The organism is Stenotrophomonas lactitubi (assembly GCF_002803515.1).
GTDB classification, from domain to species: domain Bacteria; phylum Pseudomonadota; class Gammaproteobacteria; order Xanthomonadales; family Xanthomonadaceae; genus Stenotrophomonas; species Stenotrophomonas lactitubi.
The window spans coordinates 3,778,081-3,796,111 of sequence record NZ_PHQX01000001.1 but is presented as its reverse complement, the minus strand read 5'-3'; the positions used below and the strand labels follow the sequence as shown (position 1 = coordinate 3,796,111).

Genomic DNA, 18,031 nt, shown 5'->3' with positions numbered 1-18,031 from the left:
AAAGCATACCTGTGGCCCACCGGGTTTCCTGCATGACGGATGGGACGGGCGCTCAGACCGGTGGGCGACGGTGGAGGTTCCCGTAGCGGCGAGGTTGCCCTACATTCAGGTGCAGACCCCTTCCGTGGAGATCGAGATGCGCCGTTCGTTGCTGCTGTCCGCCCTGCTGCTGGCCCTGCCGGCCCTTGCCCATGCCGAGGACGCCCAGCGCCCGGAAGTGACCGCCGCCGCGCAGCGCCTGCAGGCCAAAGTGGTTGAATGGCGACGCGATTTCCATCAGCACCCGGAACTGTCCAACCGCGAGGAGCGCACCTCCGCCGAGGTCGCCAAGCGCCTGCGTGCGATGGGCCTGAAGCCGAAGACCGGCATCGCCCACCACGGCGTGGTGGCGATCATTGAAGGCGGCAAGCCCGGCCCGAAGATCGCCCTGCGTGCGGACATGGACGCACTGCCGGTGACTGAGCAGACCGGTCTGCCGTTCGCCTCCAAGGCCACCGCGCAGTACCGAGGGCAGACCGTAGGCGTGATGCACGCCTGTGGCCATGACGCGCACACCGCCACCCTGCTGGGCGTGGCCGAAGCGCTGGTGGCGATGAAGAAGGACCTGCCGGGCCAGGTGATGCTGATCTTCCAGCCGTCCGAGGAAGGTGCGCCGCCGCCGGAAGAGGGCGGTGCAGCGCTGATGCTGAAGGAAGGCCTGTTTGCCGACTTCAAGCCGGAAGCCGTATTCGGCCTGCATGTGTTCTCCAGCGTGCAGGCAGGGCAGATCGCGGTGCGCGGTGGCCCGCTGATGGCCGCGTCCGATCGTTTCGGCATCAAGGTGATCGGCCGGCAGACGCATGGCTCGGCACCGTGGAACGGCGTCGACCCGATTGTGGCCACTGCCGATCTGATCGGCACCGCACAGACCATCGTCAGCCGCCGCGCCAACCTCTCCAAGCAGCCGGCGGTGCTGACCTTCGGCGCGATCAACGGCGGCATCCGCTACAACATCATTCCCGATGAAGTGGAGATGGTCGGCACCATCCGCACCTTCGACGAAGGCATGCGCCAGCAGATCTTCGCCGACCTGCGCAACGTGGCCGATCACACGGCTGCCGCGCACGGGGCCAAGGCGGTGACCGACATCTACGAATCGGAAGGCAACCCGGCCACGGTGAACGACCCGGCGTTGACCGCGAAGATGCTGCCAAGCCTGCAGGCGGTGGTGGGCAAGGACAACGTGTACGAGCCGCCGCTGCAGATGGGCGCGGAGGATTTCTCGCTGTACGCCAAGGAAGTGCCGGGCATGTTCTTCTTCGTCGGCTCCACCAGCGTGGGCATCGACCCGGCGACGGCGCCGGCCAATCATTCGCCGAAGTTCCTGCTGGATGAGAAAGCGCTGGATGTCGGATTCCGTGCGTTGCTGCAGGTGAGTCTGGATTACCTGCACGGCGGCGGCACCCCGGCTGGTTGAGGGTTACCGGCAGGGCTTGCAGCCCTGCACCCGCCGAGGCAACGGCAACAGCCGGAGCAACGGCAAAAGCTGGCTATCCGTGGGATGGCGGGGTGGGTCCGGTGGCAGGGGACGGCGCAAGTACGTCCCTGTAGCCTCGGTCGCGCCATCCATGGCGCTCACGCCCCTGCCACCGGACCCCCCCCGCCTTCGACAGTTTCCTGCTGCTGTCGGAACGACATCCTGCTTTGGTAGGTGTCGACCTTGGTCGACACGGCGGACGTCATGAACGTCTGAAGCATCGGCTTTTGATTTTGATTTTCCTGATCTTTCCCGTGGTGGCGGCCGCGCGCAGGAAACTGTCAGAGGCCGGGCGGGGAGGCTGGGCAGGGGCGTGAGCCGCATGGATGCGGCGACCGAGCTTACATGGACGTACTTGCAGCGCCCCCTGCCCAGCCTCCCCGCCCGGCCAAACCCAGAATCCCGGCTGTACGCGACCAACCCACCCACCACGGAGGGGCTCCGCCGTTGGCCGACCCGGCCGAAGGCCCGCCCTGCGCGCGATACAATAAGCACCATGAACACCCCACAGGATTCCAGCCTCGGTCGCGAGGTCAGTTACCCGTCGCAGTACGATCCCGGCCTGCTGTTTCCCATCCCCCGCGTCGGCGCCCGCGCCGAGATCGGTCTCGACGAGGCCGCGCTGCCGTTCGTCGGCCACGACCGCTGGCACGCCTTCGAGCTGAGCTGGCTCGACCCGCGTGGCAAACCGCAGGTCGCCGTCGCCACCGTGCAGGTGCCGTGCACTTCGCCGCGGCTGATCGAGTCGAAGTCGTTCAAGCTGTACCTGAACTCGCTCAACAGCACCCGCCTGGACAGTGTCGAAGCCCTGCGTGAGCGTCTCGTCGCCGACCTGTCGGCCTGCGCCGGTGCCCCGGTCCAGGTCACGTTCGGGCTGCCGGCGCTGCGCGAGTCGCCGCTGGGCGAGTTGATCGATGGCCTTGATGTGGATATCGACTGCTATGGCCCGCCGCAGGCGGATTACCTGTCGGCCAACGCCGATGCGCTGGTGGAGGAGACCCTGGTCTCCGCCCTGCTGAAGTCCAACTGCCCGGTCACCGGTCAGCCGGACTGGGCTACCGTCAGCCTGCGCTATCGCGGCCCGCAGATCGATCGTGCCGGTCTGCTGCGCTACCTGGTCAGCTACCGCGAACACGCCGAGTTCCACGAGCAGTGCGTCGAGCGCATCTTCAGCGAAGTGTCGGCGCGCTGCCGGCCGCAGTGGCTGGAAGTGGAGGCCCGCTATACCCGCCGCGGTGGCCTGGACATCAACCCGTGGCGCGCCAGCCACGGCATCGCCGCCCCGGCCGCGACCTACCGCGAACTGCGCCAGTAACCGCCGCAGGCGGTTACTGGTAGCGCCGGGCCATGCCCGGCGAGCGCAGCGGCCTGATCCAGAGCCGCCGGCCAGCGGCCGGCACTACCGTCGGGCCGCCCTGTGACGGGTAGCGCCGGGCCATGCCCGGCGAGCCCATCGGGGGCGTTCCGCCTCGATTGTTCAGCCGCCCCGGGGGGCGGCTTCACATCGGCACCATCCCCATTTAACAACCTCTATGACACCGTGCCAGCCATGTAGTCATACAGACGGGAGTGTGTGGATGAGTACCGAGAAGAAAGCCGATTTCTCCGGCGTCAGTGGCAGCGTCGACAGTACCGCCCAGCAGGTCCCCAAGGCGGACTTCTCCGGCGTCAGTGCCTCGGTGGACAGTACCGCCGAGGTGGTCAGCGGTGGCACCTACACCGTGCAGAAGGGTGATTCGCTGTCGAAGATCGCCAAGCAGCACCTGGGCGATGCCAACGCCTGGAAGAAGATCTTCGAAGCCAACCGCGATGTGCTCGACGACCCGGACAAGATCTTCCCGGGCCAGACCCTGAAACTGCCGCCGAAGTAATGCCGGCGATCCAATCGCCGTCCGACAATCCCTGTGAGGAACCCCGAATGATCAAGACGACCCCGCTTCAGAATGCCCTGCTGGCCGCGCTGCTGGGCAGTGTCGCCCTGGTGGGCTGCAAGAAGAAGGAAGAAACCGCAGACAACAACGCGGCTCCGGCAGCGACCACGCCGGCCGAAGCGCCCGCGCCGATGACCGGCGCGCCGCCGCCGATGGCTGCATCGGCCGTAGCGGTGTCGGCCGTCACCGTCGGCAAGTCTGCCGCTGCTGACAAGTCGGTGACCACTGCCGCCCTGTTCGCGCCGAAGGACGAGGTCATCGTTTCGGTGAAGACCGATGGCGCGGCCAACAATGTCACCGTCGGCGCCAAGCTGACCTACCAGGATGGCCAGGTGGCCGGTGAGCAGAACGCGACCCTGAACACCAGCGGTGCAGAGACCACCAACATCACCTTCAAGAATGCCAATGGCTGGCCGGCCGGCAAGTACCGCGCCGAAGTCATTGTCGATGGTAAGGCGGCCGGAACGCCGCAGGAGTTCGAGGTCAAGTAAGTCCCGCCGACTCTCTCCCGGTTGGACTCACGATGGACGCAGCCGCGAGGCTGCGTCCTTTTTTGTTTGTGGCTTTTGCGGGAAGGCCCCATCCACGCATGGCGTGGATCTACCTGCGCTGGGCACGTCGGTGTTTCCGTAGATCCACGCCATGCGTGGATGGATCACAGCGTTGCCGGGGTGCAGTACCGCCGCGTATGGCGCGGCTTTGCCCCGCGCGGCTGAAAACGCGACAATGCAGGGGTTTCCCCGGCGCGCGCCCACCCTGACGGCGGCGGAGGAAAGCGACACGGTTGCACGTGGCCCGGCGCTGGCGCCGGCCTTCCCCTGAGCACTGCTACAGAGTCCAAGTCCCCCATGTCCAAGATCCTCTACACGCTGACCGACGAAGCACCGTTCCTGGCCACCCAGTCGCTGCTGCCGATCGTCGACGCCTACACCTCCACCGCCGGCATCGCGGTGGAAACCCGTGACATCTCGCTGTCCGGCCGCATCCTGTCGCTGTTCCCGGAACTGCTGAGCGATGCGCAGAAGGTCAACGATGACCTGGCCGAGCTGGGCCAGCTGGCGACCACCCCCGACGCCAACATCATCAAGCTGCCGAACATCTCCGCCTCGGTGCCGCAGCTGAAGGCTGCCATCAAGGAACTGCAGGACCAGGGTTATCCGCTGCCGGATTACCCGGAAACCCCGGCCGACGACCAGCAGCGCGACTACAAGGCGCGCTACGACAAGGTCAAGGGCAGTGCGGTGAATCCGGTGCTGCGCGAAGGCAACTCCGATCGGCGCGCGCCGCTGTCGGTGAAGAACTACGCCCGCAAGCATCCGCACCGCATGGGTGCCTGGGCGTCCGATTCGAAGTCGCACGTCGCGCACATGGCCGCCGGTGATTTCTACGGCAGCGAGAAGTCGGCCACGCTGGCCAACGCCGGTTCGCTGAAGATCACCTTCCACGGCAAGGACGGCAGCACGGTCGTGCTGAAGGAAAAGACCGCGGTCAAGGCCGGCGAGATCGTCGACGCCGCGGTGATGAGCCGCAAGGCACTGGCCGCTTTCATCGGCGAGCAGATCGCCGATGCCAAGGCCCAGGGCGTGCTGTTCTCGCTGCACCTGAAGGCGACCATGATGAAGGTCTCCGACCCGATCATGTTCGGCGTGGCGGTCAACGAGTTCTACAAGGACGTGCTCGCCAAGCACGCCGACGTGCTCAAGCAGGCCGGCTTCGATGCCAACAACGGCATCGGTGACCTGGCCGCGCGCCTGCCGTCGCTGCCCGAAGCGACCCGCACCGCCATCGAAGCCGACCTGGCTGCCGAGTACGCACAGCGTCCGGGCGTGGCCATGGTCAACTCGGACAAGGGCATCACCAACCTGCACGTGCCGAGCGATGTGATCGTCGACGCCTCGATGCCGGCGATGATCCGCGATTCCGGCAAGATGTGGAACGCCGAAGGCAAGCTGCAGGACACCAAGGCGGTCATTCCGGACCGCTGCTATGCCGGCGTGTACCAGGCCGTCATCGACGACTGCCGCAGCAACGGTGCCTTCAACCCGGCCACCATGGGCTCGGTGCCCAACGTCGGCCTGATGGCGCAGAAGGCTGAAGAGTACGGCTCGCACGACAAGACCTTCCAGATCGCTGCCGACGGCGTGGTCAAGGTCACCGACGACGCCGGCAACGTGGTGTTCGAACACGCCGTGGAAGCCGGCGACATCTGGCGCATGTGCCAGACCAAGGACGCGCCGATCCAGGACTGGGTCAAGCTGGCCGTCGAACGCGCCCGCCTGAGCAGCACCCCGGCCGTGTTCTGGCTGGACGCCGCCCGCGCCCACGACGCACAGGTCATCGCCAAGGTCGAGACGTACCTGAAGGACCATGACACCAACGGCCTGGACATCCGCATCCTGCCGCCGGTGGAAGCGACCGCGTTCTCGCTGGCCCGCATCCGCAAGGGTGAGGACACCATTTCGGTGACCGGCAACGTGCTGCGCGATTACCTCACCGACCTGTTCCCGATCATGGAACTGGGCACCAGCGCCAAGATGCTGTCGATCGTGCCGCTGATGGCCGGCGGCGGCCTGTTCGAGACCGGTGCCGGTGGTTCGGCCCCGAAGCACGTGCAGCAGTTCGTCGAAGAGGACTACCTGCGTTGGGATTCGCTGGGTGAATTCCTGGCCCTGGCTGCGTCGCTGGAGCACCTCGGCAATCGTTACGACAACGCCGCTGCCCGCGTGCTGGCCAAGGCGCTGGACGAGGCCAACGGCCAGTTCCTGGACAACGACAAGTCGCCGTCGCGCAAGCTCGGTGGCATCGACAACCGTGGCAGCCACTTCTACATCGCCCTGTACTGGGCCCAGGCGCTGGCTGCGCAGAACGAAGACGCTGCACTGCAGGCACGCTTCGCTCCGCTGGCCAAGGCACTGGCCGACAACGAGCAGAAGATCGTCGACGAGCTGATCGCGGTGCAGGGCAAGGCCGTGGACATCGGTGGCTACTACCGTCCGGACGTGGCCAAGGCCGCTGCCGCGATGCGTCCGAGCGCCACCTTCAACGCCGCGCTGGAGCAGCTGCGCGGCTGATCCATCGCTGCCCGGTTGTGACCTCGAAACCCGCGCTTCGGCGCGGGTTTTTTTTTCTGCGAGCCTGGTGTCGGATCCCTCTGCACCGCAGAGGGCTCTGCCCAAAGGCCGCGCATCCACGCATGGCGTGGATCTACTCGGGCCCAGAACCGTGAAATCCGTCGGCTGTCGGAATGCCGTCAACACGGCATGAAACTTGCCCGCGATGGCCGTCGCAGAACGGACGCGTGCGTGTTCACTACTGCCACCAATATGAGCAGTCGATCACGACGATGGCGGCAAGCCATGGCCTAGCCTTGGCGATGCGAGACCGCCGGGGAGGTGGTCGCACGGGGAACACGGATGGCACGCGTGCTCGTAGTGGGAACCGATATCCAGGGCGAACAGGCCCTGCTGCAACGGCTGCGGCTGGCCTCGGCGTTGCCCGACGGGCAGATCCGCCGCAGCCAGGACCTGGACGACTGCGACCTGCTGGTGATCCGCGATACGCCAGCGCTGCGCAACGCGGCACTGCGCATGCGCCAGCAACGCCCGCGGCTGCACTGCTGGATCGAAGACCTCGGTGGCCAGTTGCGCGAAGGCGATGGTGGCCAGGACGTATTGGATGATGGCGCGATAGGACGCGCACTACGCGGAATGCAGGCCGGTGCCGCAGCGACACCGATCCGCCTGGCGGACGGCGCGCACGCGATCACCCGTCTATTGCGCGAGCGGCTGCCCTTGCGGCAGGGCCAGGCGCTGTTGGGCGAGGGCGCAGAGCCGCTGTTGCTGCTGGATCTGGAACAGGACCAGGCGGTATTGCTGCACGAACCGGCCACGGTACTGGTGGAACGGCTGGCACAGGGCTTCGAGCATCTGTATCTGGATGCGCTGCTGCCGGCGCAGCTGCAGGCACTGGCGGGTGACCGCACGCGCCTGCCGCTGCGTCCGCTGCTGTGGCAATGGGCGCAGCGCAGCCGCCATTGGCAGGCGTTGGATGAGCGCCTGCGCGGGGCGTCGGTGAAGCTGCTGCGCTGGCCGGATTTCCGCGTGCTCGGCCACGATCACGATGGCTTCCGTCTGTGTTCGCTGCTGCTCAAGCGTGCCTGCACGGTGGACGAATGCGCGATGCTGCTGGATCTTCCCGCCGCCGCCGTGCGCGATTTCATCCACGCCGCCTACCTGTGCGGTTATGCACAGCTGCAGGTCGCGCCTGCCGCACCGCTGTCGGGCGCACGTGCCAGCACTGCCGACACCGGCCTGCTCGCACGCCTGTGGCGGACGCTGCGCGGGAGTGATCGCGATGCGTGAGCACAAGGTGGTGGTGCTCGGTGGCATGGGCAGCGGCAAATCGACCTTGGTACGCAGCATCGCCGCCGGCGCGGTGGTCGACACCGATGTAGCCAACAGCGACCGCGCGGGTGCGGACAAGGCGTCGACCACGGTGGCGCTGGACTACGCCGATATCGACCTGCCCAACGGCGAGCGCCTGCGTCTCTACGGCACGCCTGGCCAGCAGCGCTTCGATTTCCTGTGGCCGATCCTGCTGCAGGGCGCGCGCGGTGCCGTGCTGCTGCTCGACGCGCGTCGGGCCGGGGTGGCCGCTGAGCTGGACGCTTACCTGCAGGTGCTGCGCCCGTTCGGTCCGGCATTGGCCCTGGTGGTGGCGGTGACCCATCTTGACCAGGTGCCGGCAGCGGCACTGGATGACTGGGCCGATAGCGCCCGGCTCGATGGCCAGCCGCTGCCGTTGCTGGCCGTGGATGCCCGTGATCGCGAACAAGGACTGCTGCTGATGGACGTACTGATGAGCGAAATGGAAGCGTATGCACTGGTGGCCGCACATGGCTGATGGACAAGGCGCGCCGTTGCCGGACGTGCAGCAGCGCGAGCGCCTGCAGCCGTTGCTGCAGGACCTGCAGCAGCGGGTGGAAGGAGTGCGGACCGTGGTGCTGGCCAGTGTCGATGGCTTTGCCCTGGTCAGCGCCGGTGCGGAGGGGCGCGGCGAGCGACTGGCGGCGATGACCAGCGCAATGCTGGCCCTGGCTGCGGCGGTGGGGCGCGAGCTGGCACTGGGCGATCTGCAGACGCTGATGCTGGAGGCTGCCGGCGGCAAGGTGCTGATGCTTGCCATCCAGGCCGAAGGTCGAGCACCGCTGCTGCTGATGGCTGCCTGCGACCAGCGCAGCGTGATCGGCCAGGTGCTGTGGCAGAGCAGGGAATGTGGCCAGGCGATCCTGGCCGAACTCAGCGGATCGTGAGCCCGGCCGCAGGGGAACGAGGGGCTCGAACCAACATTGAGAGGGGTGCAACGTGGCTGGATTGAATGATTCGTTGACTGCACTGATGGGCATCGATGGCGCGCAGGCCGTGGCGCTGGTCGACTACGAGAGCGGCATGCTGCTGGGCGAGGCCGGTTCGGGCATGGACATGGAAGTGGCTGCCGCCGGCAATACCGAAGTGATCCGCGCGAAGATGAAAACCGCCGCCTCGCTCAACCTCAACGATGGCATCGAGGACATCCTGATCTCGCTCGGAAAGGCGTACCACATCATGCGCCCGGTGGCGAAGAAGAAGGGTCTGTTCTTCTACATCGTGCTGGACCGGACCAAGTCCAACCTCGCCCTGGCGCGGCGCAAGGTGCAGGACGTGGAGGCCGAACTGGCGATCTGAACCGGCTCGATGGCGTCGATCCCTGGCTGCTGCACGGCAAGCCAGGGATCGTTCCGGTGCGATGTCACGTCGAAGGCAGCAGGAGCGTACGTACGAACGTCAGCGCCTGCTTGTCGCGCGCAGCAAAGTATCTGGGCGCGTGCAGGGGAAGCCAGGTTTCGTTGAAGTGCCGGCGGAAGTCTTCGTAGAGCTCGTTCGGATAGAGCTTTGCCTGCACGTTGCGGCCGTCTGGATAGCTGTGCTCATAGGTGTCGAAGGTGTTGGGCTCGATGCCCTTGTGATCGCGCAGCCACCTGCAGAACAACCGGCCCTCGGAGATGTCCGGCACCAGCTCCTGCGGCAGGGTGTAGCCGGCCTGTTCGAGCGGCGCGATCAGGTTCAGGGTCAGCTCGTTCAACATCGAGAAGTGCGTATAAGGCACCTTCGAGCGGTTCTGCATGTAGCGCTCGATGTGGGCGGGCATGACCGCGTTCGCACGGCCCTGCTGCCACTCCACCACCCACTGCGATACCTTCACCGCGAACTTGCGCGACAGCCACTGGCCTAGATTGATGGCCAGGTAGGGGTGGATCCAGGTGCCCTGCATCGCCGCATTGCCCCCGGACACCACGTGGATGAGCTGGTCCTCCGCAAGCCCGGTCTGCGTGGTCAGCTCCTCGATGAACTCGCCGGTCGATTTCAATGCGCGGTAGTCGGACCAGCGCTTGCCGACGGACTGGCAGAGCGCTGTCGCGCTGATGTAGCCGTCGCGGGCGCGCTGCGGGATTACATTGCCTTCCTCCATGCGTGGGATCAGGGTCATTTGCTGCATGCGTCACCTTTTGCCGTTACTTGGCCTGAAATGGTAAGCAGCAGGGGGGCGCCGGGTCTGTAGGAATGGTTGCGTTTGTCTGGTTCTACCAGGCAGAAGCAACCGAGCGCGGCTCGGCTCTACACAAGCTACCCCACGCCAGCGTATGGTGAGGTCGGTTCCCCCGGATACGTCGTGCATGTCCGATCCTGTCACTGCAACCGAACTGGCACCGCGCATCGCCGAGGCCATCCGTGATGGCTTTGAGGACTACCACGCGCGATTCGCCGCGATCTCGGCGCGTGCCCGCGTGCGTTTCCAGCAGCGCGACTGGGCAGCGGCGCGCCACGATGCGGTGGAGCGCATCGCCCTCTACGACCAGTGCATCGCCGAGCAGATGGATGCGCTGCGACGGCTGGCCGGTGACGCCATCAGCGAACGCGCGCTGTGGCTGCAGGTGCACGCGCACTACAGCGCCCTGCTGCAGGATCTGATCGACGCAGAGCTGTACAAGACCTTCTACAACACCCTGTCGCGGCGGCTGTTCGCCATCCGTGGCGTGGATCCGGAAGTGGAATTCATCGCCTTCGATGTCGAGCCCTCCGATGCAATCACGCATCCGGTGGCGCGGCATACCTATGCCATTTCGCCGACGCGGCCGGTGGAGGCGCTGCAGCGGGTGCTGGCCGACTACCGCTTTGATGTTCCCTATGCGCACCAGCTGCGCTGTGCCGCCGCCATCGCCGTGCGCCTGCAGGACGATCTGGCGCACTGGGGCGACACGCCAGTACGCAGCATCGAACTGCTCGATACCGTGTTCTACCGCGAGCGTCGCGCCTATCTGGTCGGCCGCGTGTTCGGCGAACACCGTTTCTCGCCGTGCGTGATCGCGCTGGTCAACGATGATCAGGGCCTGCGTGCCGATGCCGTGCTGACCCGGCGTCGCGATGTGGCCCACCTGTTCGGCGTGTCACGCAGCTATTTCCAGGCCGACCTGGGCACCGTTGGCGATGCCGTGGTGTTCCTGCGCAGCCTGCTGCCGGGCAAGCCGATCGACGAGATCTACACCGTTCTCGGACGCGCCAAGCAGGGCAAGACCGAGCGCTACCGGACGTTCTTCCGCCACTTCAATGAACACCCGAACGAGCGCCTGGCGCATGCCGAAGGCACGCCGGGCATGGTCATGGCGGTGTTCACCCTGCCCAGCTATCCGCTGGTGTTCAAGCTCATCCGCGACCGCTTCGCCTGGCCCAAGGCGATGTCGCGCCAGCAGGTGGAGGAAAAGTACGCGCTGGTGTTCAACCTCGATCGTGTTGGCCGCCTGCTCGATGCACAGCCCTACCGGCATCTGCGTTTCCCGCGCGAACGCTTTGCCCCGGCGTTGCTGGACGAGCTGCTGCAGCAGTGCGCGCAGAGCGTGCGCGTGGATGGCGACGAAGTGGAGATCGCGTTGTGCTACGTGCAGCGTCGCTTCCGGCCACTGAACCTCTACCTGCGCGAGCAGGCTGGCGAGGCCGTGCGTGCAGCCGTACTCGACTATGCGCAGGCGATCACCGACATGGCGCGCAACAACATCTTCCCCGGCGACATGCTGCCGAAGAACTTCGGCGTGTCGCGCCACGGCCGTGCCGTGTTCTACGACTACGACGAGTTGTGCCTGGTCAGCGACTGCGTATTCCGCGCCTGGCCCAAGCCAAGCTCCGCCGAAGAAGCGATGGCTGATGAGCCCTGGTTCCATGTCGGCCCGCGCGATGTGTTCCCGGAGCGGTTCGGGCCGTTCATGGGCTTGCCGGCGCAGGAGCTGGCAGCGGTGCGCGAGCACTATCGGCATCTGTTCGATCCCGCCTGGTGGCAGGGGCTGCAGGCGCGCTTTGCGGCGGGTGATTATCCGGACACACCTCCGTATTCGGCTGTGCAGCGGTTGGCGTGATCGGCTGCGCCGACGGCGGGCAACTGGGGTAATCTCGGTACTTTCATCACCAAGGATCGGGTCATGATGCGTTCTCCGCTGTTTCTCGCCTTCGCGCTGGCGATCGGCACCGCTGGCTCCCTGCTCAGCACCGATGCCGCAGCGCAGAGTACGCGCGCAGTGCGGGCCACCGCTGAAGCCAGCATGGTCTTGACCGGCAACATCGATGTCGCCGCAGATGGCGCGGTCACCGGCCTGGTGCTCGACCAGCGAGCGTCGATAGCGCCTGCCATCGCTGCGTTCGTGGACGGCACGATCCGCAAGTGGCAGTTCGAGCCCACCCTGGTGGACGGCAAGCCCGTGGCGAAACATGCACCGTTGCGCGTGCGTCTGCTGGGCCGGCCCGGGGCCGACGGCAACACCGAAGTGCGCATGACCAGCGTGGACTTCAGCGAGTACGACGACAAGGCCACCGACGCGGTGACTGCCGAGCAGATGCGGCCTCCGCGCTATCCGGAAGCGGCTTTCCGCGTCGGTGCACAGGGCGAGGTGATGCTGCTGGTCAAGGTCGAGCGTGACGGCGCGGTTGCCGATGTCGTCGCCGAACAGGTGAACATGGGCGTGGTCGCACCCGAACACGCAATGAAGAAGATGCGCGACATGCTGGCCAAGGCCAGCATCAGCGAGGCCCGCAAGTGGACGTTCACCCCGCCGACCTCCGGTGAGGACAAGGGCCTGGCGTTCTGGACCGTGCGCGTGCCGGTCACCTTCGCGCTGAGCGAAAAGGGCAGCAGGCAACCGCCCAGCCCCTACGGGCGCTGGCAGGCCTACATTCCCGGCCCGCGCCAGCAGGCGCCGTGGCGCACCACCGACGATGCCGCGCAGGTCGGCAGTGACCTGTTGCCCGCCGGCGGCGTGTACATGGTCGATGCTGCACACCGGGGCCTGCGTCTGTTGACGCCGCTCGGGCAAGGCTGAATCAGACCATGACGCATGGCCTGCCTTGGCGTGAACCGTCTTCAGAGATGCGCTAGGGTCGGCCACTCGTACATACACAAGGAGCAGGTGTGATGCGTTCTTCTCTTTTCCTGGCGTTGACCCTTGCCGTGGGTGGTGGCGCCGCCCTGGTCGATACCGCCGCTGCGCAGACCGCGCGCGAGGTTCGCAAGCAGGCCGAGGCCAGCATGACCCTCAGCGGCGTCATCGACATCGGCCGCGAAGGCCAGGTTGAGGGGTTCCAGCTCGATCACCGCGAGAAGGTCGACGCCAGCGTGGCGGGCTTTGTCGACAAGGCGGTGCAGGGCTGGCGTTTCGAGCCAACGCTGGTTGACGGCAAGCCGGTACTGGCCCGTACCACCGTCCGCCTGCGGCTGATTGCCGGCAACATGGAAGCCGACAGCATGCAGGTACGGGTGGCTGATGCCCGTTTCGGCAAGCTCAGCGACTCCAGGCAGCCGAGTACCGATGACGTCACCGGGGCGAAGATGCGCGCACCGGCCTATCCACCGCAGGCGGCATCGATCCGCGGCCAGGGCACTGTGCTGCTGCTGGTCAGGGTCGGGCGGGATGGCAAGGTCGCAGACGTGATCGCCGAGCAGACCAACCTGACCGTGGTCGGCCCCGAGCGCACGATGAACCAACTGCGCGATGTGCTGGCCAAGGCCAGCGTCAGGAGCGCCCGCGACTGGACCTTCAACCCGCCCACGACCGGCGAGGACAAGGATCGGGACTTCTGGACCGTGCGCGTACCGGTCAATTATTTCTTCGACAAACAGAGCGAGCGCTACGGTCGCTGGGCTGCCTACATTCCAGGCCCGCGCCAGCGGGCGCCGTGGAAGACCGGCGAGGAAGCCTTGGTCGCCGGGACCGACCTGCTGCCCGAAGGCGGTGTGTACATGGTCGGACGCGCGCAGGAAGGCCCACGCCTGCTCACCCCGTTGGGCTGATGCGTCATTGCGGGATGCACCGGGCCTGTCCCGGCACATCCCGCTTCAATCGATGTGCTCAATCGGCGTGCGGGTACACCACGACCCGGTTGCGGCCCTGTTCCTTGGCCAGGTACAGGGCCTTGTCGGCCAAGCGCAGTGCCTGTTCCGGATCGGTGTGGAAACTGGGGAAGTGGGCGACACCCAGCGATACGGTGATCGTGCCCACCGGCGCGAAGGGTTCGTCGGCGATGGCCTGGCGCAGGCGCTCGCCGGTCTGCCGGGCCGCTTCGACGCCAACGCCCGGCAGCAGCACCAGGAACTCCTCGCCACCGGCGCGGCACAGCACGTCGGTCTCGCGCGAATGACGGCGCATCTGTTCGGCGATATGCACGATGGCCGCATCACCGACGTCGTGACCGTGGCTGTCGTTGATCGACTTGAAGCGGTCGATATCCAGCGTCAGGATCGCAAACGGCAGGCCCTGCACCTGCAGTGCGTCGAGCGCCTGCTGCAGCCCGCGACGGTTGAGCAGACCGGTCAGCGGATCGGTGCGGCTGGCCCGGTTGAGGGTGCCGATCCGGTCCTGCAGCGCATTGAAGCTGTACAGCACGGCCTGTTTCAGCTGCGCTACTTCGAAGTACCAGGCTTGGATGCCATTGACGTGACTGATCGCGTTGCCGGTGTCTTCGCCGTCCTGCACGTTGCGCGCCAGCTGCCACAGCGGCAGCGAAATGCGCCGTGCGAACCACCAGGTGATCAACAGCGACAACACGCCCAGCGGAATGGCATTCCAGATCACCGCCGACATCAGCCGTGACAGCGGTTGCAGCGTCGCCTCGGTCGGGCGCTGCGCGACGATGCCCCAGCCGGTTGCCGCGACGGGCGCGTAACCGGCCAGCATCGCCACCTTGTGGTTGTTGAGCACCTGCTGCGCACCGCGCTGGCCGCGCATCACCTCTTTCACCGCCGGGTTGTTCAACGCGTAGGTGCCCACTTCCTTGGCGTTGTTGTGATAGATCAGACGTCCATGGCGGTCCACCACGTACAGGTAGGAACCATCGCGGTAGTAGTGCGTACCCAGCAGGGTGTTGAGCGCACTGCGCTGGCGCAGGTACAGGGTGCCGCTGACATAGCCGCGGTACTGGCCGCTGCGGTCGAATACCGGGTGCGATATCGAGATCAGCAGCTTGCCGGTGGCCGACTGGTAGGGGTCGCTGATCATCGGCTCGCGCCGATCGAGTGCCGCCTTGCTGCCGGCGCTGCGCAGGATCTCGCCCTGCAGCTGCAGGCTCTGCGGCGAGGTCGCGATCACCCGCCCATCGCTGGCCACCACCAGCGAGGAGTTGAAGCTGCTGGACTGCAGCTGCAGGCGGCTGGCCTCATCCTGCGCCTGGGCAGGATCCATGTCGCTGTTGCCAAGCCGGGTTGCGGCATAGGCCAGCTGCTGCTGCGCGGCCAGCAGGAAGTTCTGCGTGGTCTCGGCCAGCTTGGTGGCATACACACGGTTGGCTTCCAGGGTGTTGCCCACCAGCTGGTCGCGCTGCACGCGATAGCTGGCAAGCAGCGTATTGGCCAGGGCGATGACGGCGCTGAGCAGTGCCAGGGCAAGGATCAGCTTGCCCAGGTTGAGCCGGGGGGACAGTGTGCGCATGCGGTTGAAGGATCGGGCAGGGCTGGACCCGCCGGATCCTCCGGATGGGGCAACAGCGGGAATCGGCGGCCCGGCCAGCACGGTCGGGGCGGAGAGTCAGGCATTTGTCCCGCAGATTATCGCCAAAACGCCGGGCCGCGAAGTGAAGCCGTCTGTCCTGCCGCCTTCCAAAGAAAAAGCCCCGCATCGCGGGGCCTTTTCGTAGTGCATCAATGCCGCGCGATCAGCGCTTCATCGAACCGAAGAACTCGTCGTTGGACTTGGTGTTCTTCATCTTGTCGAGCAGGAATTCCATCGCCGTCATTTCATCCATCGGATGCAGCAGCTTGCGCAGGATCCAGATCTTCTGCAGCAGTTCCGGTTCGATCAGCAGGTCTTCGCGACGGGTGCCCGAGCGGTTGATGTCGATGGCCGGGAACACGCGCTTTTCAGAGATGCGGCGGCTCAGGTGCACTTCGCTGTTGCCGGTGCCCTTGAACTCTTCGTAGATCACCTCGTCCATCTTCGAGCCGGTATCGACCAGCGCGGTGGCGATGATGGTCAGGCTGCCGCCTTCTTCCACGTTGCGTGCGGCACCGAAGAAGCGCTTCGGACGGTGCAGGGCGTTGGCGTCCACACCACCGGTCAGCACCTTGCCGGAGCTCGGCACCACGTTGTTGTAGGCACGTGCCAGGCGGGTGATCGAGTCGAGCAGGATCACCACGTCCTTCTTGTGCTCGACCAGGCGCTTGGCGCGCTCGATCACCATTTCGGCGACCTGCACGTGGCGCGCAGCCGGTTCGTCGAAGGTCGAGCTGATGACTTCGCCGCGCACGGTGCGCTGCATTTCGGTCACTTCTTCCGGGCGCTCATCGATCAGCAGCACGATCAGGTGCACGTCCGGATGGTTGGTGGTGATGGCCGTGGCGACCTGCTGCATCATCATCGTCTTGCCGGCCTTCGGCTGGGAAACGATGAGCGAACGCTGGCCCTTGCCCTGCGGTGCCATCAGGTCGAGGATGCGACCGGTGATGTCTTCCGAGGAACCGTTGCCGCGCTCCAGGGTGAAGCGGCGACGCGGGAACAGGGGGGTCAGGTTCTCGAACAGCACCTTGTTCTTCGACGCTTCCAGCGGCTCACCGTTGATGGTGTCCACGATCGACAGCGCGAAGTAGCGCTCGCCGTCCTTCGGGAAGCGGATGCGGCCGGACAGGTGGTCGCCGGTACGCAGGTTGAAGCGGCGGATCTGGCTGGGCGAGATGTAGGTATCGTCCGGGCCGGCCAGGTAGCTGGCTTCGGCCGCGCGCAGGAAGCCGAAGCCGTCCGGCAGGATTTCCAGCACACCGTCGGCGGCCACGCCGTCACCGTGGCGGGTCAGCACCTTCAGCAGCGCGAAGATCACGTCCTGCTTGCGGGCACGGGCCACGCCTTCGGAAATCTGCAGCTGCTCGGCGATATCCAGCAGCTTCTGGGCCGGCATGCGCTTGAGGTCGCTCAGCGAATAGACCGGGAAGCCTTCGGGCACGTTGGCGTGCGGACGCGGTACGAACGGCTGCTGTTCACCGTTGTCGTTGGGCATGCCGTCGTCGCGGAAGCGACCGCCGTTGCCGCCACCACCGCCGCCGCCGCCATTGCGATCACGGTCGCGGCGGTTGCGGAAACGGTCACGGCGGTTGCCCTGGCCCTGCTGGCCCTGCTGGCCGCCCTGGTTGTAGGGGTTCTGGTTCTGGCCGCCGCCCTGGTTGTTCTGCTGCGACTGCCGCGGCTGGCCGGATTCGCGGCCCTCACCACCTTCGCCACCGCCACTGCTGGCAGGGGCCTCGGCGGCGGGTGCGCTCGGCGCGGAAGGCGCTGCGGCCGGTGCCGGCGCTTCGGGCGCGGCTGCCAGCGGCAGGGCAGGCTGCGCCGGGGCGCTGGTTTCGGCGGCGGCCGGAGCGGCAGCCTTGGTTACGCGGGCTTTGCGCACGCGCTTTTCGGCGGGCGCATCAGCGCTACCGGTTTCGGAAGTGTTATCGGACAAGAGCGTTATTCCTCGCTTGAAGGTGCGAGCGCCCGGCTGGGGCGGCGAACATTGGGAATGGGTCTGGAAGAAACTGCGTCCAGAAGATGCGGCACGCGAACGCGGCCGGATATGCCGACACTATCATCGGCCCGCGGCGCCACGCAAGGGTCGCCGGATACGGTATTCAGTCAGGCGCCGGGGCGCCCGCCCGGCAGCCGTGGAAAACGGCTGCCGGTCACCCGCAGGATCAGGCCAGGGCCTTGTCCAGCAGGCCGGCCAGCTGGGCCTTGCCAACGGCACCAATCTGCTCGCCGACCTTCTCGCCATCCTTGAAGACGACCAGGTAGGGAATCGAACGCACGTGGTACTTGGCGGCCAGCGCGCGGTTGTTGTCCACGTTGACCTTGGCGATCTTGGCGCGGCCCTGGTAGGCATCAGCCAGTTCGTCCAGTGCCGGGGCGATCATCTTGCAGGGGCCACACCATTCGGCCCAGAAATCGACCAGCACCGGTTCCTTGGAATTCAGTACGGCGCTATCAAAGTCGGCATCGCCGACGTGTACAACCTTGTCGCTCATCTTGGTTTCTCGTCTTGGATTGCAC

The 18,031-nt window shown here is 66.1% G+C and carries 16 protein-coding genes; 12 read left to right on the top strand and 4 right to left on the bottom strand.

Going from position 1 to position 18,031, the window contains the following annotated elements:
* Positions 1-136 precede the first annotated feature (136 nt).
* The 9 genes from CR156_RS17875 to CR156_RS17835 all read left to right on the top strand — a co-directional run bounded on the left by CR156_RS17875 (position 137) and on the right by CR156_RS17835 (position 9,170).
* Positions 137-1,456 (top strand): M20 family metallopeptidase, encoded by a 1,320-nt coding sequence (locus tag CR156_RS17875; RefSeq protein WP_100553807.1) that lies wholly within the window; start codon positions 137-139, stop codon positions 1,454-1,456.
* Positions 1,457-2,012: 556 nt separating this feature from the next.
* The gene (queF, locus tag CR156_RS17870) at positions 2,013-2,831 is read left to right on the top strand and encodes an NADPH-dependent 7-cyano-7-deazaguanine reductase QueF (protein WP_100553806.1); all 819 of its coding nucleotides are present in this window, start codon (positions 2,013-2,015) and stop codon (positions 2,829-2,831) included.
* 262 nt (positions 2,832-3,093) lie between these two features.
* Positions 3,094-3,387 (top strand): LysM peptidoglycan-binding domain-containing protein, encoded by a 294-nt coding sequence (locus CR156_RS17865; protein WP_025878595.1) that lies wholly within the window; start codon positions 3,094-3,096, stop codon positions 3,385-3,387.
* Between the two features lie 47 nt (positions 3,388-3,434).
* Positions 3,435-3,938, top strand: a complete 504-nt coding sequence (locus CR156_RS17860; protein ID WP_100553805.1) for a hypothetical protein — start codon at positions 3,435-3,437, stop codon at positions 3,936-3,938.
* Positions 3,939-4,295: 357 nt separating this feature from the next.
* Complete coding sequence (locus CR156_RS17855) at positions 4,296-6,518, top strand: NADP-dependent isocitrate dehydrogenase (RefSeq protein WP_100553804.1); 2,223 nt, start codon at positions 4,296-4,298, stop codon at positions 6,516-6,518.
* 342 nt (positions 6,519-6,860) lie between these two features.
* A complete protein-coding gene (locus CR156_RS17850) occupies positions 6,861-7,808 on the top strand; it encodes a hypothetical protein (protein WP_100553803.1) in 948 nt (315 codons plus the stop codon).
* Positions 7,801-8,349, top strand: coding sequence for a GTP-binding protein (locus CR156_RS17845; RefSeq protein WP_100553802.1), 549 nt, complete (start codon positions 7,801-7,803; stop codon positions 8,347-8,349). The genes CR156_RS17850 and CR156_RS17845 overlap by 8 nt, the downstream gene beginning before the upstream one ends.
* The gene (locus tag CR156_RS17840) at positions 8,342-8,758 is read left to right on the top strand and encodes a roadblock/LC7 domain-containing protein (RefSeq protein ID WP_100553801.1); all 417 of its coding nucleotides are present in this window, start codon (positions 8,342-8,344) and stop codon (positions 8,756-8,758) included. Before CR156_RS17845 ends, CR156_RS17840 begins: the two co-directional genes overlap by 8 nt.
* Before the next feature lie 52 nt (positions 8,759-8,810).
* Positions 8,811-9,170 carry a hypothetical protein gene (locus tag CR156_RS17835; protein ID WP_025878601.1) on the top strand — a complete coding sequence of 120 codons (360 nt, stop codon included), beginning with the start codon at positions 8,811-8,813 and terminating at the stop codon, positions 9,168-9,170.
* 64 nt (positions 9,171-9,234) lie between these two features.
* Here CR156_RS17835 and CR156_RS17830 read toward each other — a convergent pair whose 3' ends face one another.
* Positions 9,235-9,972 (bottom strand): KilA-N domain-containing protein, encoded by a 738-nt coding sequence (locus tag CR156_RS17830; RefSeq protein ID WP_243381895.1) that lies wholly within the window; start codon positions 9,970-9,972, stop codon positions 9,235-9,237.
* Positions 9,973-10,159: 187 nt separating this feature from the next.
* Between CR156_RS17830 and aceK the strand changes: the two genes are divergently transcribed.
* The 3 genes from aceK to CR156_RS17815 all read left to right on the top strand — a co-directional run bounded on the left by aceK (position 10,160) and on the right by CR156_RS17815 (position 13,815).
* Positions 10,160-11,890 (top strand): bifunctional isocitrate dehydrogenase kinase/phosphatase, encoded by a 1,731-nt coding sequence (gene aceK, locus CR156_RS17825; protein WP_100553799.1) that lies wholly within the window; start codon positions 10,160-10,162, stop codon positions 11,888-11,890.
* A 63-nt stretch (positions 11,891-11,953) separates the two neighbouring features.
* A complete protein-coding gene (locus CR156_RS17820; RefSeq protein ID WP_100553798.1) occupies positions 11,954-12,847 on the top strand; it encodes an energy transducer TonB in 894 nt (297 codons plus the stop codon).
* 92 nt (positions 12,848-12,939) lie between these two features.
* Positions 12,940-13,815: an energy transducer TonB gene (locus CR156_RS17815; protein ID WP_341476977.1), complete on the top strand. Its 876-nt coding sequence runs from the start codon at positions 12,940-12,942 to the stop codon at positions 13,813-13,815.
* A 58-nt stretch (positions 13,816-13,873) separates the two neighbouring features.
* Here CR156_RS17815 and CR156_RS17810 read toward each other — a convergent pair whose 3' ends face one another.
* The 3 genes from CR156_RS17810 to trxA all read right to left on the bottom strand — a co-directional run bounded on the left by CR156_RS17810 (position 13,874) and on the right by trxA (position 18,006).
* The gene (locus CR156_RS17810; protein WP_089237308.1) at positions 13,874-15,448 is read right to left on the bottom strand and encodes a sensor domain-containing diguanylate cyclase; all 1,575 of its coding nucleotides are present in this window, start codon (positions 15,446-15,448) and stop codon (positions 13,874-13,876) included.
* A gap of 223 nt (positions 15,449-15,671) precedes the next feature.
* The gene (gene rho, locus CR156_RS17805) at positions 15,672-17,447 is read right to left on the bottom strand and encodes a transcription termination factor Rho (protein WP_100553796.1); all 1,776 of its coding nucleotides are present in this window, start codon (positions 17,445-17,447) and stop codon (positions 15,672-15,674) included.
* Positions 17,448-17,676: 229 nt separating this feature from the next.
* Positions 17,677-18,006 carry a thioredoxin gene (gene trxA / locus CR156_RS17800; RefSeq protein ID WP_025878607.1) on the bottom strand — a complete coding sequence of 110 codons (330 nt, stop codon included), beginning with the start codon at positions 18,004-18,006 and terminating at the stop codon, positions 17,677-17,679.
* Positions 18,007-18,031 lie beyond the last annotated feature (25 nt).